Here is a 13,788-nt window from a genome sequence, read left to right on the forward strand (position 1 = left end):
CCGATGAGTGAAGTCAACGACCATGCCGTAGAGACCGTCGAGGAAGACCCGCACGAGGGCGGGTTCCGCGCCCACATCGACGTCAGCACCGATCGTGGCGGTTCACGGTACGGCGAGTTCAGCGAACAGGTACGCCTGCTGATGGACAATGCGCGCTACGCCTGCCCCGACGACGAACTGGTCGACGACCTCATCGAGCACCTCACCGCCGTCAACGAGCGCCTCGCGAAGGTCCGCATCGACGAATGGCATTCGCCGGCCGGCACCCGGATCGACCTGCCGTCCCGCGGCAACATCACCCTCCCGCCCTACGAGGTCGTCGAGGTCACCGAGACCGGCGTGATCGCCGACCTCGTCTTCCGCGACTTCCACCTCGGCGGCAACAACGCCGCGCACGGCGGGCACATCGCCGTCGCCTTCGACGACATCGGCGGCTTCGCCTCGGCCGTCGCCGTGCAGCACATCAGCCGCACCGCCTACCTGAACGTGCAGTACCGCTCGATCACCCCGCTGAACACGACCCTGCGCGTACACGCCTGGGCGGAGCGGGTCGAGGGCCGCAAGGTCTTCCTCAAGGGCACCATGCACGACGGTGACCGCCTGTGCGCCGAGATGGACGCGCTGTTCATCAAGCTCAATCCCGGCCAGGCCTAGACGGTCGGCCGGCCTGGCCGGTCAGGCGCGGCTGATCAGACCTCGAGGCGCCGGCTGCGTACCGCCGGCGAATCCGATCGGGACACCCGCAAGGCGATGGTGACGGCCTCGTCGTCGGCGACCGGACACAACTCGTCCATCTCGCGACGCAGACCCGCGAGAAGGTCGCCGTGGTTGTCCGACAGCGTGTGCGCCGTCGCGTCGTCGAGGGCGTACAGGAAGGCCGGCGTCATGGGGTGCACGGTATAGCCGAGTTGCTCGGCGGCCACCCACAGCTGTTCGACGACGAGCCCGGCTCGCATGTAGTCCGCCCGGGTACGCCCGCTCTGGACCAGGAGCAGGATTCCCGACGCCGAGGCGACCCGCGCCGCGGCGTCCGCCCCCAGCGCCGCGCCGCCGCCCCACTCGTCGAGCAGGGACATCACGTCGCCCCGCCGGAGCACGTCGAGCATCCCGGCCATCGCCGGCGGCAGATCGAGAGACGCGATGTCGATCCCGGCACCGGCCGCGGGGTCGGCGGTGAGTTCGGCGAACATCTCGCGGTGCAGCGCGGGGGTCAGGAAGCGCGCCCGGTCGGAGCGATCCGAGATCGTCGCGAAGGTCGCGATCCGCGTGCGGTCGGACAGGGGCACGAGTCGGGTGGTCTCGGTGTCGGCCACAGCGGTGAGTCGGAGCAGGTCCTCGTCGCCGAGCGGTGAGCCGTCGCCGGGTCCACGCCGGGTGCTCCGCGCGAGCAGCGCCTGAAGGTCGCTTTCGTACTCGGGCGCGTGCACTCCCGCACCGAGGCCTTTGAGCCGGACACGTCCGAGAACCGTCTGGTCGTCCTCGACGATCTCGATGTCGTCGAGCACACCGCGACTGGCCGCGGCGACACGGGCGTTGTGCAGGGCGGCACCGACCGCGACCGCGGAGGCGCGGTGCTCGACGTCGAGCGTCGAGGTGCGGTCCCGGTCGAGGGCGATGGTCACGGTGTCGTCGTCGACGCTGATCCGCCACGGCTGCTGGTTGCCCGCCGACGGGGCTCGCGCCGCGGCGTGCGTGATGAGATCGAGGTCGGACATCTCGTCGACCGGGATCTCGTTGTGCGCGAGCGATTCGGCGGTACCTGCGTCCGTGCCGCCGGCACCGTCGAGGGGATCGCTGAGGCCGTCGAGCCAGGTGTCGCGGTCGAAGCGCACGCGCCCGGACGGCAGCGGACGGCCCTGGACGAGGCGGCGGACCGCGGCGGCGACGGTCGCACCGCCGAGCAGCACGTCGCCGGCCAGTTGCGGCCAGGCCGTGACCGTGTGCCCGAGTTCGATCGCCGACGCCGCCATCGGCGCGGTGACCCTCGCCGGTTCGAGGACCTTGACGGCCAGGGGGGTGAGATGTGCCCGGTCCAGACCCACCAGGTCCTCGATGCGGAGATCCCCGGCCAGACCATGGAACAGCGGGCGCTCCGGTTCGAGATCGAATCGCTCCACGTCGAGGGTTCCGCCGTCACTCGTCTCCATCAGCACCGGAATACCCAGTTCGCGGCAACGATGCCGTACCAGCACCTTTACGTCGAATGAATCACATTCTTCGACGACGAGGTCGAGGCCGTCGAGGAATTCGTCGATGTTCTCGTTGGTTATGCCCTCTGTGAACACCGAAGTCGTCAGGTACGGGTCGATTTCGGAAATACGTCGGGAAGCCACGATGGCCTTATTTGTATCGATATCCAGCAATGTTGCCGGAATTCGATTCATATTCGTCAATTCGAGGTCGTCGAAATCCGCCAGACGTAATTCGCCGGCCAGTCCCTCGAGGGCCAGGGTGAGGGCGATGGCGTGGCCGACGCTCAATCCGACGATCCCGACGCGCAGCTTGGCGGCGGCGTCGAGATCGGCCGCGGTCAGCTTATGCCTGTTACGGTCCAGCCGCAGCCGACGATAAGAGATCGGACCGGGGATCTTCACCAGCGATTTGCGCCACGGAAAGTACGCGAATCGACATTCTTCATCCCGGACCGAGGGGTCGACCGGAGGCAGGATCTCGTCGAGTGCACGTCGGGTCTGGGTGGTCATGTCTGTCACGTCGATCGCGTCGTCGTCCAGGAGAGAAACGGGGACTTCGGACTCCGAGTAGACGTTGGCCGCAGTGGCCGGCGTGTAGTGCATACCTCATGGTGGCTTACCCGACTCGGCGTCGCCAACCGGGGCTATATGTGCGGATTTTGGACGAGAAGAACGGTTCTGCACCAGCATAAAATTGCCGCTGTGGCAACATAACACGCGGGGTCGGGGGAGATCTCGCAACGAATTCCTTATTTATGGAAGGCGCAATACTGCGATGAAAACGATGAAAACCGCCAGTGAAGTGGTACAGACCGGCATGCTTCGGGCCACCGCCCCGGAGGCCGGTACGGAGTACACGGTGATCGCGGCCAGTCCGCGACGGGAGCGGCTCCTGTGGGACAAGTACCTCGCCGGGGCCGCCGCGTCGTACGACCGGCACGGCTGTGCGGCCGCACTCGATTACGACGAGGTCTCCTCAGGTGCGGGAACGGCCCTGTTCTTCGCCGTGCTCGACGAGTCCGATCAGGTCCGCGGCGGCCTGCGCGTCCAGCCGCGGTTCAGCGCGGCGGCGCAGTCGCACGCGCTCGTCGAGTGGGCCGGACAGCCCGGTCAGGTGCAGTTGGTGAACGCCATCGAAGAGCGGCTTGCGGGCGGGATCGTCGAGGTCAAGACGGCCTGGGTGGATGAGCGATCACCCATCGCCAGGTCTGTGGCCGGGCAGCTGTCACGGTTGGGGCTGGTCATCATGGAGATGTCGGGCACCGATCACATGATGGCCACTGCGGCCGATCACGTGCTGCGGCGCTGGCAGTCGGGCGGCGGCCGCGTCGACGAGTCGGTGCCGCCGACGCCGTTCCCCGACGAGCGCTACCGGACCCGACTCATGTGGTGGGATCGGGCCCGCCTCCAGGAACACACCACCGAGGAGACCTGGCGCCGGATGCGGATGGAAGCCGACATCCTGCAGTCGCCGGGACATGCTCAGCGTCTCCCGGGCCGGGTGTCCATCTCCAGCAAGTCGGCCGGACGCTGGTAGAAGACCTCGTACAGGCTTGCCGCCGGCGGCGATGCCGGTGGGTCCTCGGCGGCGTGGGCGCTCAGCGTGCCGTCGTTCCACACGACCGGATCGATCGTGTCGATGACGGTGGTGTCCCGGCCGCTCTCCTTGGCCCGGTACACGCATTCGTCGGCGCGGCCCAGCAGGTTCCCGATCACGTCGTCGGTGGAGCCGGCATCGCCGTTGCGCGAGGACACCAGCGGTGCACAGACGCCCCCGACACTGACCGTCACCGGAGCCGTGGCGGCCACCGCGGCCCGGAGACGTTCGGCGCAGAGCCACAGCTCGTTCTCGTCGTGGACCACGTGGAACAGCAGGAACTCCTCGCCGCCGTAGCGGCACACCTCGGAACCGACAGGGCGTGTTCGCGGATGGCGGCGGACGCGGACAGTAGGACGCCGTCGCCGGCGAGGTGCCCGTACTCGTCGTTGATCCGTTTGAAGTGGTCGACGTCGAGAAGCAGGATGCCGATCCGTCCGGTGGACGAGCGTGCGGCGGACAACAGTTGCGACGCGCGGATGAGGAATCCGCGGCGGTTGAGCAGTCCGGTCAGGGGATCGATCCCGCAGAGACGGGTCTGTTGGTCGAGTACGGCCTCCATCGACTTGCGGAGGGCCACCACGAGGAACACGGGCACCACGATGATCCCGAACATGGACCCGAAGCTGATCAGGAACGCCGGCCCCGACGTCGTGGTGACGCCGAGGACGACCACCGCGCAGAGGGTCGCGATCGCCAGATGCGACAGGATGAGCCGGGTCGACGCGGTGATCGCGCCGATGGCGGGAATGGCCGCGACGATCGCGAGCACGAGGGCCGAGGAGCGGGGGTCGGCGAGGATCAAGGATGTGCCACCGATGCCGACGATGCCGAGGCCGCCCAGGACCGCGAACTCCGGATCGGTCAGCCGGCGACGGAGCATCGTGACGGTGAACACCAGCGCGATGAACGACCAGATGACCATCAGGATGATCATCTTTCCGGGCTTCAGGGTGTCGGGTGCGAGGACGCTGATGATGGGCAGCGGGAGCACGCCACCGGTACTGATCAGCGTTGCCATGGACCGCGCATCGTAGCGGCGCATCATGTTTCTGATCAAGGCCATACGCCGGGACCGCTTTCCGTCGTTTCGGCCGAGCGAGCGACCACGGGTTCTCCGAACTCGGTGATTTACGGGATCAAAATCATAACCCGAACTAACGAATCCTGAGTGGCGTTGCACACAGGACTGGCTCCCACCTTAGCAGCCGTTTTCTAGCCTTTCTAATTGTTTGCGGGGTGTGATCAAAAGAGAATGCGGCCCGCGGCACCCCCGAATCCGATGGAGGTCAATCGACAACGAGAGTCGCCGGATACAGAAGGCGCAGATTTCCACCGTCACGACACGGATCATGCGCTGCATCGACGATTGCCGTGGCGCCACTTCCTCTGAGTCCGCGGTTCATATCCGATGTATTGCACCGGTTTCGGGTCGGGGTTGTCCTGTACAGGACGAGCCGGTCTGCGGTTAAAATCCTGCCGAGGAACGTGGCGTTCGGGCCGCGGCGGGGGGATCGGACGACAGTAGATGATGCAGTGTTGAGTCGCGGCGCAACGGTGATCGCCGTCGAGGTCGACCCTTACCACCGTGCCGTCGTCGCCTACGGGTACGGCGCCGTCGTGTCCATCGCCGAATCGTTCGTCGCCCAGGTCCTGATGCCGATCAGTCCACGTGCGCGGTTCGAACGCAGGTCGGATCTGCAGTGGCTGATAACTCTCTCGGCCACCGATGGCGGCCATGACGCGCTCATCGACGCGGCACGGCGCAAACTCGGTGCGCACACCGTCAGCGACGGAGATCGCAGCGGATTCCTCGACGTCTGCATGGGCGTCGCCGTCGGCGCCGACCTCGACGGGGTCTCGGACGAGGCCGATCTGGTGCGTCACGCCGACGCCGCCCTGTGCGTCGCCCTCACCCGCCGGGTGCATTTGAGTTCGCGCACCCGAGTATGGTGCGGCAGATCAGCGCGGAGGTCGACCTCACGGCATGGCTCACCCGGTCCGTCGAGCGGGACTTCTCGGTCTTCTACCAACCGATCGTCGCAATGCCCGACCGTCGGGTGGTCGGCTATGAGTCGCTACTGCGTTGGCACACCGAATCCGGAGTGCTTGCCCCAGATGCGTTTCTCGCGGTGGCCGAAGGCATCTCGCTGCTCGCGCCGATCGGCCGGCATGCCATCGGGGAAGCCATCCGGGATCTCGCCGCGGACATCTCCCGGATGACCGGTGACGAGGGTTTCGTCTCGCTCAACCTGTCCTGCCAGCAGCTGTCCGACGACGGCCTCGTCGCCTACATCGACGGTCTGATCCGCGACTACCGCGTCGATCCGGCCCGGGTCTGGATCGAGGTCCGCGAGGATCAGGTGATCCGCCTCGAGACCTCGGCGGCCCGGACCGTCAACGCGCTGCACGACCTCGGGTGCACCATCTGCGTCGACGACCTCGGCGCCGGCTTCTCCGCCCTTCGTTATGTGCGGGACCTGCCGGTCGACGTCCTGAAGGTCGATCGCACGCTGATCGACCAGCTGGTCCACAGTCATTCCGATCGTGCTGTGGTGCGGGCGATCTCGGAGATGGCGGCGGCCACCGGTCTGCGGATGGTGGCGGAGGGCATCGAGAGCGACGACGTGCTGGAGGTCCTCACCGAGTTCGGCTTCGACTACGCGCAGGGCTTCTTCTTCGGCCGTCCGGAACCGCTGTCCACGTGGACCGGCCGATAGTCCGGTAACGGACCGCCGGTGACACACCCGGACGGCCGGTGCGCCGTTGTCCGGCGAACCGACCGTCCGGTGCGATCTCCCCGATGATGCTCGGGGACATGGGTTTCGGGTTAGGTGACAGTTCCGGTCTCGATGGCCTGCGGACTGTTGTGGCTCTCCACCTCGATGCGACGCGGCTTGGCCTTCTCGGCCACCGGGATGGTCACGGTGAGCACGCCGTTGTCGTAGCGCGCGGAGATGCCGGCACTGTCGATGGAGTCACCGAGGGTGACCTGGCGGCGGTAGGTGCCGGAGAACCGTTCGCTGGCCAGCCACTGGACACCCTCGTCGGACGGGGCACTTCGCTGGGCGGACAACGTGAGTACGCCGTTGTCGACACTCACGTCGATCGAGCCAGGGTCCGCGCCCGGCAGGTCGGCGACGAGCATGTAGTGGTCGTCGACCTTGTAGAGGTCCAAGGGCATGAACTTGGGTGTACGCGCGGTTCCGGCCGCCGAACCGGTCAGCATGCCCCGGGCCCAGGCATCCATGTCGGAGAAGGGATCGAAACGCAGCACAGCAGTTCACCTCCTGTCTCACAAGGCTGCTCGCCACTCGGCAGGCGAGCAGCTCAACGCTGTACTGACACCGAAGATAGCACCGGTTCGCGCACTCGTCTAGCACTCTCGGGTAGAGAGTGCCAGACGATGTGCGAACCGGTGCTCGAGCGGCCGGTTCAGCCGAGTTCGGTTGCCTCGATGGTGAATCCGGCGTCGCGCAGGCGGTCGATGAGTGCATCGCCCATCGCTGCCGCGGTCGTGAGAACCCCGGTGCGGGACGGTAGCCGATCGCGGTCGAGCGCCAGCGCCAGGGCGCTCTCGGCGAGCATCACCGCGGTCGCCTTGTATCCCGGGTCGCCCTGGGCGCGCATCTGCGATCGGTAGCGACGGCCGGTGGTCGTCCGCGTGAACGTCTCGACCACGAAATATCCACTGTTGCGGGACTTCTCGCTGGGGCCGTCGCCCGGCTTGGGCAGGACGCGGTCGAGGAGGCGGCGGGTGGGGCCGAAGCTCATCGCCCCCATGAAGACGCCGGTGCCGACCGCGACCGCGCCGGCCGCCAGCGTCGACACGGCCGGGACGCCGCCGACGTTCATCGTCTCCGCGTAATGGAAGTTCGAGCCGTAGGCGTTGTCCAGCAGCGCATTCGAACGACGAACGATCCGGGTGTTGTGTGCCGCCATGAAGAACGGGGCGAGGGTGCCGCGCAGCGAGGGGTCGACCTTCTTGGCGCTGATGATCGACAGGTCGCTCGGTTCGTCGGACATGCTGACCCGCGGGACCTCGCCGGGACCGCCGGACAGGGCCTGCGGGTTGAGCATCAGGCGCCGGGCCTGCGAGTTCCTGGCCTCGTCGGCGATGACCCGCATCGAGTCGATGGTGCCGCCGGACAGGCCGCCGCGCATCGACTTCACCACCAGGGTGGTGTCGGTCATCTCGCCCGCCCCGTCCTCGGCGACCTTCTTGTAGAGCGCGTAGGTGGTGAGGTCGGACGGGACGGAGTCGAATCCGCAGGAGTGGACGATGCGTGCACCCGAGGCGACGGCGGTGTCGTGCGCCTTGTCGATGGAGTAGCGGACGAAGGGGACCTCGCCGGTGAGGTCGACGTAGTCGGTCCCGGCGGTCGCGGCCGCGACCACGAGTGCCTCGCCGTATTTCAGGTAGGGGCCGACCGTGGTGCAGATGACCTGCGTGCGGGCCACCATCGCATCGAGCGCGGCCGGCGAGTTGGAGTCGGCGACGATCAGGGGCCAGTCGTGCGCCCGGAGCGGCAGTCGTTCGCGCACCTTGGCGAGCTTGGACTCGTTGCGGCCGGCGAGCGCGACCTTGGTGCCGATCGGGGCGTGGTCGGCGAGATACCGGGCGGTGATCTCGCCGACGAAGCCGGTGGCGCCGTAGACGACGACGTCGAACTCGCGGCCGTGCGAACCGGCGGCGGGCCGGTTCTCGTTGCTGGATGTCTCGGTGGTGGATTCCCCGCTCATCTCTCCGACCTTACGTGGGACGCGGGTCACATGTGACCGGGGAGTCAGATCCTTCTTCCGCCGCCGCGCCGGGACGCGGCCCGTGCCGCGAACGGCGCCACGAAGAGCATGAGGAGCACCCGCAGGATCTGGGCCGCGACGACGAAGGCCACGTTGCCGCCCGCGCCGGTGGCCGCTGCCAGGACGGCGTAGATGCCGCCGGGGGTGGTCGCGAGATAGCAGTCGAACATGGACTCCCCGGTCCATGCCGACAGTGCAACGCCGAGCAGTGCGCAACCGACACCGATGGCCAGGATGAGGACGAGCGCATAGGGCAGAACGCGTCCGATCTCTCGAAGACGCTCCATGGTGAAGCCGAGTCCCGCCTGCCAGCCGATCAGCGCGTAGGCCACGGTGAGCAGGATCGGAGAGACCGCGGCGTCGCCCGCGATACCGGTGAGCTCGGCGGCCGCCGAGAACGCGAGCGGACCGAGCAGACCGGCGGCCGGGAGGTGCAGCAGTCGTCCGACGGGGATGCCGACTCCCAGGCACACCCCCAGCAGCAACAGACCCCACGCCTGATCGGCCCACGACGCCGGGAGGATCTCCACGGTGCCTTCGCCTGCTCCGAAGACGAGGGACGCGACGAGCGGGATGGTGACGGTGACCAGCGCGACCCGTAGGTACTGGATGACCGCGACCATCCGTTCGTCGCCGCCGAACTCGCGGGTGAGGGCGACCAGCCCGGAGGCGCCGCCGGCCACGAGCGCGAGCGAGCCGGTGAGCGGGTCGACGTCGCGATGCAGTCCGAGCAGACCGCCGCAGACGATCGAGATGGCCAGGGTCGCGATGCCGATCACCAGCACCGGGAACCACGACGAGCCGAGTCCGCTCACCGTCTCCGGATCGGCCACCGTGCCGATGTAGACGCCGAGCACACCCTGTGACGACACGAACGCCCAGCGTGGCACGATCGGGGCGTCGGGATCGTCCGTGGAGGTGCGGCGTCGCGGCGCCCGCCCGGCGATGGCCAGCAGGCCGGCGACGACGAGACCGGCGAACAGGGCCGCCGCGTCGACGTCGAAGATGTCGAGGATCAGCGTCGCGGCCGCGGTCAGAACGGCCAGCAGTGTCCAGCGACGCATTGGAACCACAGTAGGGCAGCACCCTGGCGGGTGCCGCGCGAGGTCGGGGCGGGCGGAGCGGGGTCAGGCAGGTACTGCGGTGCCCAGGCTCAGGGCCCCATGCGGTTTCGGGACTCCCGGTTGATAGAAGGAGTCGACGCTGCCGAGCGTGAAGCCCGCCGCCGTCAGTTCGGCTCGTACGTCACGGGTCAGGTGACAGCCGCCGACGAGGCGCTTCTGGATCGGCTCGAGGCGGTGCTGCCAGCGGCGCACCTTCTCGTCGGGCGCCAGACCGTGTTCGAGGAAGCCGAGGGTGCCGCCCGGACGCAGGACGCGGCGGATCTCGGTGAGGGCTGCGCGCAGGTCGGGGATCGTGCACAGCGTGAACGTCGACAACGCGGCGTCGAAGGAGTCGTCCTCGAAGGGCAGTTTCTGGCCGTCGAGCCCGGAGCGCTCGATGGGCACGGACGACTCCGCGACCCGGTCGGCGGCCATCCGCCAGCCGACATCGGAGGGTTCTACCGCGGCGACCTCGGTGATCGTGTCGGGATAGAGCCCGACATTGAGACCCGAGCCGAAGCCGACTTCGAGCGTCCGCCCGCTCAGCGGGGCGCAGGCGCGTTGCCGCAGTGGTGTCAGGGCGGACATCCCGCATGCCAGGTGGACCAGATGCGGGACGACGCGGTCGTCATAGAATCCCACGCGACCAGCGTAACGCCGCTCCCGGCGCATCGCCTGGAGTTCGAGTCCCTAGGCTTGAGGAATGAATCGACCGGGTCCGAATCCATCGACGCTGCAGGCGCGGGTCATCGTCGACGAGTTGATCCGGGGTGGCGTGCGGGAAGCCGTGCTGTGCCCGGGGTCCCGGAACGCGCCGCTGGCCTTCGCGCTGCACGCCGCCGACGTCGCGGGCCGGCTGCGGCTGCACGTCCGCATCGACGAACGATCGGCGGGTTACCTGGCACTGGGACTGGCGGTGTCGTCGAAGGAGCCGGTGCCGATCGTCATGACGAGCGGCACCGCCGTGGCGAACATGGGGCCGGCGGTCTTCGAGGCCAACTACGCCCGCGTGCCACTCGTGGTGATCAGCGCCAATCGGCCCTATGAGCTGCTCGGATCGGGCGCCAACCAGACCGTCGAGCAGTTCGGCATCTTCGGCACCCAGGTGCGTGCCGCGATCAGCCTCGGCCTCGCCGAGCAGGACCTGGACACCAACAGCCAGTGGCGGTCGGCCGTCGGACGCGTGCTCGCCGCGGCGCGCGGTGCACGTACCGGAAACGCCGGCCCGGTCCAGTTCGACATCCCGCTGCGTGAGCCCCTCGTGCCCGATCCGGACGAGGTCGGTGACGATGACCTGGGCTCGTTCGCCGGACGACCCGGCGGACTGCCCTGGACGCAGGCGCCGGTCGGCAAGCTCGACGTCCCGCTGTCCATCGACCTGTCGCTGGACACCGTGGTGGTGTCCGGTCACGGTTCCGGTGAACATCCCGCGCTCGCCGGTGTGCCGACGGTCGCCGAACCGACCGCCCCGCATCCGGCGACCCCGCTGCATCCCCTCGCCCTCGATTCGGTGCGTCCCCGCCAGGCGATCATCTGCGGTCGTCCGACCCTTCATCGCGGGGTCTCCCGGCTGCTCGCCGACCCCGAGGTCCGGGTCTACGCGCTGACCACCGGCCCGCGATGGCCCGACGTCTCGGGCAACGTCTATGCGACCGGTACCCGCATCGAGGTGGCCGGTGAACCCCGTGAGGACTGGCTCAAGGAATGTGCGGCGGTGCAGGAGCGGGTGGTCGGGGCGGTCGCCGCGGAACTCGATGAACCGGGTCCGACGACCGGCCTCCACGTCGCCCGTGCCGTCAGCGACGCGATGGCGCCGGGCGACCAACTCGTCGTCGGCGCGTCGAATCCGATCCGCGACATCGCGCTGGCCGGGCGGGTCGCCGAGGGCGTGCGCGTCCTGTCCAACCGTGGCGTCGCCGGCATCGACGGGACCAACTCGACGGCCATCGGCGCCGCACTGGCCCTCGACCACGAACGTCCCGGGGCTCGCACCATCGCCCTCATGGGTGACCTCACCTTCGTCCACGACGCCACCGGTCTGGTCATCGGGCCGGGGGAGCCGCGGCCCGACTCGCTGCGGATCGTCGTCGCGAACGACGACGGCGGTGGGATCTTCGGTCTGCTCGAGCAAGGCGACCCGCGCTACAACACCGGGCAGTACGCCGGCGCCTACGAGCGTGTCTTCGGAACCCCGCATCACACCGACATCGCGTCGATGTGCGCGGGATTCCGCATCCCACACCGGCGGGTCGGCGTCGACGAACTGCGCGCCGTACTGGCCGAGGAACCGGCGGCGGGCGGAATAGAGGTGATCGAGGTCGCCACCGATCGCGATCGGCTGCGATCGGTGCACGCGGCGATCGCCGCCCGGCTGCGGTAGTCCCGCGACGGCGGTCCCGTCGCGACCGACGCCGCCGGTTACCCTGAACGGCATGAATCCGGTGATCCAGCGGCGCGTGCAGCTCGGGCTGCTCGTCGTCGGTCTGACCATCACCGCGATGGCGCTGTCGCTGATCGCCGGCTGTTTCAAGAACGACTCGGCGATCGAGGCCAGCAAGGCCACCGTGATGGCCGAGGTGGTCTCGGTGGACGCACTGCACGCCGCCGTCGACTTCCAAACCCCCGACGGCTCGTTCCACAGTCCGCGCTTCGGTCTGCTGTATCCCACCGAGCTCAGCGAGGGACAGCGCATCAGCGTCGAATATGCCGCGTACAACCCGGATCTCGCGCGACCGACCGGGCGTACCGCGATGCTCTCGATCATCCCGGGGCTGTCGGTGGCCGTCGTCGGGTGGCTGGTCGTCGGCCTGCTGATGGTCGGGGTTGCGGAGTTCAGCCGACGCCTGGCTCGCCGGAATGCGGAGAAGTCCGGCGGTGACGATTCGGCCGGTGCCGATTCGGGCAGTGACGATTCGGCCGATGCCGACCTGGTCGGCGAGAACGCGGACTCGGCGGCTGCCGCCGAGGACCCGGTTGTCGACGTTGTCGAGGACCCCGGTCCGGGCGCGACCGACGCGGAGTCCCTCAGCCCGCGATGACCGTGGTGGTTCCTCCGGAGACCACGAGTGCCTCGTCGTCGCGCAGGAAGTGCAGCGGATGGTCGGCGAACTCCTGACGCGTCCGGTCGATCGGTCCGCGCCCTCCGACGGTTCCCTCCGCATGCGGTACGACCGTGACGTCGATCAGTTCCAGGCCGGTGGTCGAGGCCAGGGGCGCCGCCTCGGCCGGGTTGTCGAGTAGCGCGAGCGGCGCGATGTCGGGACCGGTGACGGCCGCGCCGGCACTGACCCCGATGTAGGGCAGACCGAGCCGGACCGCTGCGACGAGAGGACGGTCGGCCCCGGCGTGGCGGAGAGCACCCAGGAGATGGAAGACATTGCCGCCCGCGACGAACACCGCGTCGACCTCGCCGAGCGCGCGGGTGAACGTGGCCGCCGGGATGAGTTCCGGATCGATGTCGACGACCTCGAATCCCTGCTCGCGCAGGGAACCGCGGTCGAGGTCGAGCCAGGCCTGGTCGGGATAGATCGACGACGCGGTCGGGATGAAGCCGATGCGCGCACCGGTGCCGACGCGCGGCACGAGGAAGTCGTGCACCGGGGTCAGCCATCGGCTCAGCAGGAGTAGGTCGGTGTCGGGCACACGTCCACTGTGCATCACGCCCGGGATTCGGGTCGTCGGGTGTTCACCGGGTGTTGCGGGACGTGTCACGCACTGCGTCACTGCCCGTCAGGTCGACGGGTCAGGGTCGGGGCATGCGCGTCGCGATCGTCGCCGAGAGCTTCCTCCCGCAGATGAACGGGGTGGTCAACTCCGTCCTGCGGGTCGTCGAGCATCTGGAATCCACCGGCCACGAGGTGGTCGTCATCGCCCCGGACACACCGCGGAGATGTTCTTCTGCGCCGCGGATCGTGGGGCGGCGGACCGCGGTGCACCTGGTGCCGTCGGTGCGGGTTCCGCGGGTGACGTCGCTGCCGGTCGGGGTTCCGATGCCGCTGCTGTACCGGGTGCTGCGCGACTTCGGGCCCGACGTCGTGCACCTGGCCTCCCCGTTCGTGGTGGGCGCGGCGGGCGCGGTCGCCGCGCGCGCGCT

The 13,788-nt window shown here is 68.5% G+C and carries 13 protein-coding genes and 1 pseudogene; 6 read left to right on the top strand and 8 right to left on the bottom strand.

The features are described 5' to 3' along the window. Positions 1-3: 3 nt before the first annotated feature. A complete protein-coding gene (locus GOAMI_RS04815) occupies positions 4-654 on the top strand; it encodes a PaaI family thioesterase (protein WP_006435272.1) in 651 nt (216 codons plus the stop codon). 35 nt (positions 655-689) lie between these two features. Here the strand turns inward: GOAMI_RS04815 and GOAMI_RS04820 are convergent, their stop codons facing one another. Further along, positions 690-2,795: an Rv1355c family protein gene (locus GOAMI_RS04820; protein WP_006435273.1), complete on the bottom strand. Its 2,106-nt coding sequence runs from the start codon at positions 2,793-2,795 to the stop codon at positions 690-692. A gap of 172 nt (positions 2,796-2,967) precedes the next feature. On the opposite strand from GOAMI_RS04820, the gene GOAMI_RS04825 reads away from it, so the two are divergent. Next, complete coding sequence (locus GOAMI_RS04825) at positions 2,968-3,729, top strand: hypothetical protein (RefSeq protein WP_006435274.1); 762 nt, start codon at positions 2,968-2,970, stop codon at positions 3,727-3,729. Here the strand turns inward: GOAMI_RS04825 and GOAMI_RS23385 are convergent. Together GOAMI_RS23385 and GOAMI_RS04830 are read right to left on the bottom strand one after the other, a co-directional pair. After that, positions 3,675-4,001: a hypothetical protein gene (locus GOAMI_RS23385; RefSeq protein ID WP_247603060.1), complete on the bottom strand. Its 327-nt coding sequence runs from the start codon at positions 3,999-4,001 to the stop codon at positions 3,675-3,677. The two genes, GOAMI_RS04825 and GOAMI_RS23385, sit on opposite strands and share 55 nt — an antisense overlap. Then, positions 3,980-4,810: a GGDEF domain-containing protein gene (locus tag GOAMI_RS04830; protein ID WP_247603061.1), complete on the bottom strand. Its 831-nt coding sequence runs from the start codon at positions 4,808-4,810 to the stop codon at positions 3,980-3,982. The genes GOAMI_RS23385 and GOAMI_RS04830 overlap by 22 nt, the downstream gene beginning before the upstream one ends. 515 nt (positions 4,811-5,325) lie before the next feature. Between GOAMI_RS04830 and GOAMI_RS04835 the strand changes: the two are divergent. Next, positions 5,326-6,509 (top strand): annotated as a pseudogene (locus GOAMI_RS04835) (EAL domain-containing protein). 110 nt (positions 6,510-6,619) lie between these two features. On the opposite strand, the gene GOAMI_RS04840 reads toward GOAMI_RS04835, so the two are convergent. The 4 genes from GOAMI_RS04840 to GOAMI_RS04855 all read right to left on the bottom strand — a co-directional run bounded on the left by GOAMI_RS04840 (position 6,620) and on the right by GOAMI_RS04855 (position 10,337). Then, a complete protein-coding gene (locus tag GOAMI_RS04840) occupies positions 6,620-7,066 on the bottom strand; it encodes an Hsp20/alpha crystallin family protein (protein WP_006435278.1) in 447 nt (148 codons plus the stop codon). Positions 7,067-7,224: 158 nt separating this feature from the next. Further along, positions 7,225-8,532, bottom strand: coding sequence for a saccharopine dehydrogenase family protein (locus GOAMI_RS04845; protein WP_006435279.1), 1,308 nt, complete (start codon positions 8,530-8,532; stop codon positions 7,225-7,227). A gap of 44 nt (positions 8,533-8,576) precedes the next feature. Then, positions 8,577-9,656 carry an AbrB family transcriptional regulator gene (locus tag GOAMI_RS04850; protein WP_006435280.1) on the bottom strand — a complete coding sequence of 360 codons (1,080 nt, stop codon included), beginning with the start codon at positions 9,654-9,656 and terminating at the stop codon, positions 8,577-8,579. A gap of 63 nt (positions 9,657-9,719) precedes the next feature. Beyond that, positions 9,720-10,337 (bottom strand): class I SAM-dependent methyltransferase, encoded by a 618-nt coding sequence (locus tag GOAMI_RS04855; protein WP_006435281.1) that lies wholly within the window; start codon positions 10,335-10,337, stop codon positions 9,720-9,722. Positions 10,338-10,398: 61 nt separating this feature from the next. Between GOAMI_RS04855 and menD the strand changes: the two genes are divergently transcribed. Next, on the top strand, positions 10,399-12,075 hold the full coding sequence (menD, locus tag GOAMI_RS04860) for a 2-succinyl-5-enolpyruvyl-6-hydroxy-3-cyclohexene-1-carboxylic-acid synthase (RefSeq protein ID WP_006435282.1): 1,677 nt from the start codon (positions 10,399-10,401) through the stop codon (positions 12,073-12,075). Positions 12,076-12,127: 52 nt separating this feature from the next. Next, on the top strand, positions 12,128-12,733 hold the full coding sequence (locus GOAMI_RS04865; RefSeq protein WP_006435283.1) for a hypothetical protein: 606 nt from the start codon (positions 12,128-12,130) through the stop codon (positions 12,731-12,733). On the opposite strand, the gene GOAMI_RS04870 is transcribed toward GOAMI_RS04865, so the two are convergent. After that, positions 12,720-13,337 carry a Type 1 glutamine amidotransferase-like domain-containing protein gene (locus GOAMI_RS04870; protein ID WP_006435284.1) on the bottom strand — a complete coding sequence of 206 codons (618 nt, stop codon included), beginning with the start codon at positions 13,335-13,337 and terminating at the stop codon, positions 12,720-12,722. The genes GOAMI_RS04865 and GOAMI_RS04870 overlap by 14 nt on opposite strands. 113 nt (positions 13,338-13,450) lie before the next feature. Here GOAMI_RS04870 and GOAMI_RS04875 point away from each other — a divergent pair. Further along, the coding region (locus GOAMI_RS04875; protein ID WP_006435285.1) for a glycosyltransferase at positions 13,451-13,788 on the top strand (338 nt) is incomplete at its 3' end.

This window comes from Gordonia amicalis NBRC 100051 = JCM 11271 (assembly GCF_000332995.1).
Classification (GTDB): Bacteria; Actinomycetota; Actinomycetes; order Mycobacteriales; family Mycobacteriaceae; genus Gordonia; species Gordonia amicalis.

Coding starts and splice junctions, on each gene's coding strand:
- GOAMI_RS04815 (WP_006435272.1), top strand. CDS start 4: ATGAGTGAAGTCAACGACCATGCCGTAGAGACCGTCGAGGAAGACCCG.
- GOAMI_RS04820 (WP_006435273.1), bottom strand. CDS start 2,795: ATGCACTACACGCCGGCCACTGCGGCCAACGTCTACTCGGAGTCCGAA.
- GOAMI_RS04825 (WP_006435274.1), top strand. CDS start 2,968: ATGAAAACGATGAAAACCGCCAGTGAAGTGGTACAGACCGGCATGCTT.
- GOAMI_RS04830 (WP_247603061.1), bottom strand. CDS start 4,810: ATGGCAACGCTGATCAGTACCGGTGGCGTGCTCCCGCTGCCCATCATC.
- GOAMI_RS04845 (WP_006435279.1), bottom strand. CDS start 8,532: ATGAGCGGGGAATCCACCACCGAGACATCCAGCAACGAGAACCGGCCC.
- GOAMI_RS04850 (WP_006435280.1), bottom strand. CDS start 9,656: ATGCGTCGCTGGACACTGCTGGCCGTTCTGACCGCGGCCGCGACGCTG.
- menD (WP_006435282.1), top strand. CDS start 10,399: ATGAATCGACCGGGTCCGAATCCATCGACGCTGCAGGCGCGGGTCATC.
- GOAMI_RS04865 (WP_006435283.1), top strand. CDS start 12,128: ATGAATCCGGTGATCCAGCGGCGCGTGCAGCTCGGGCTGCTCGTCGTC.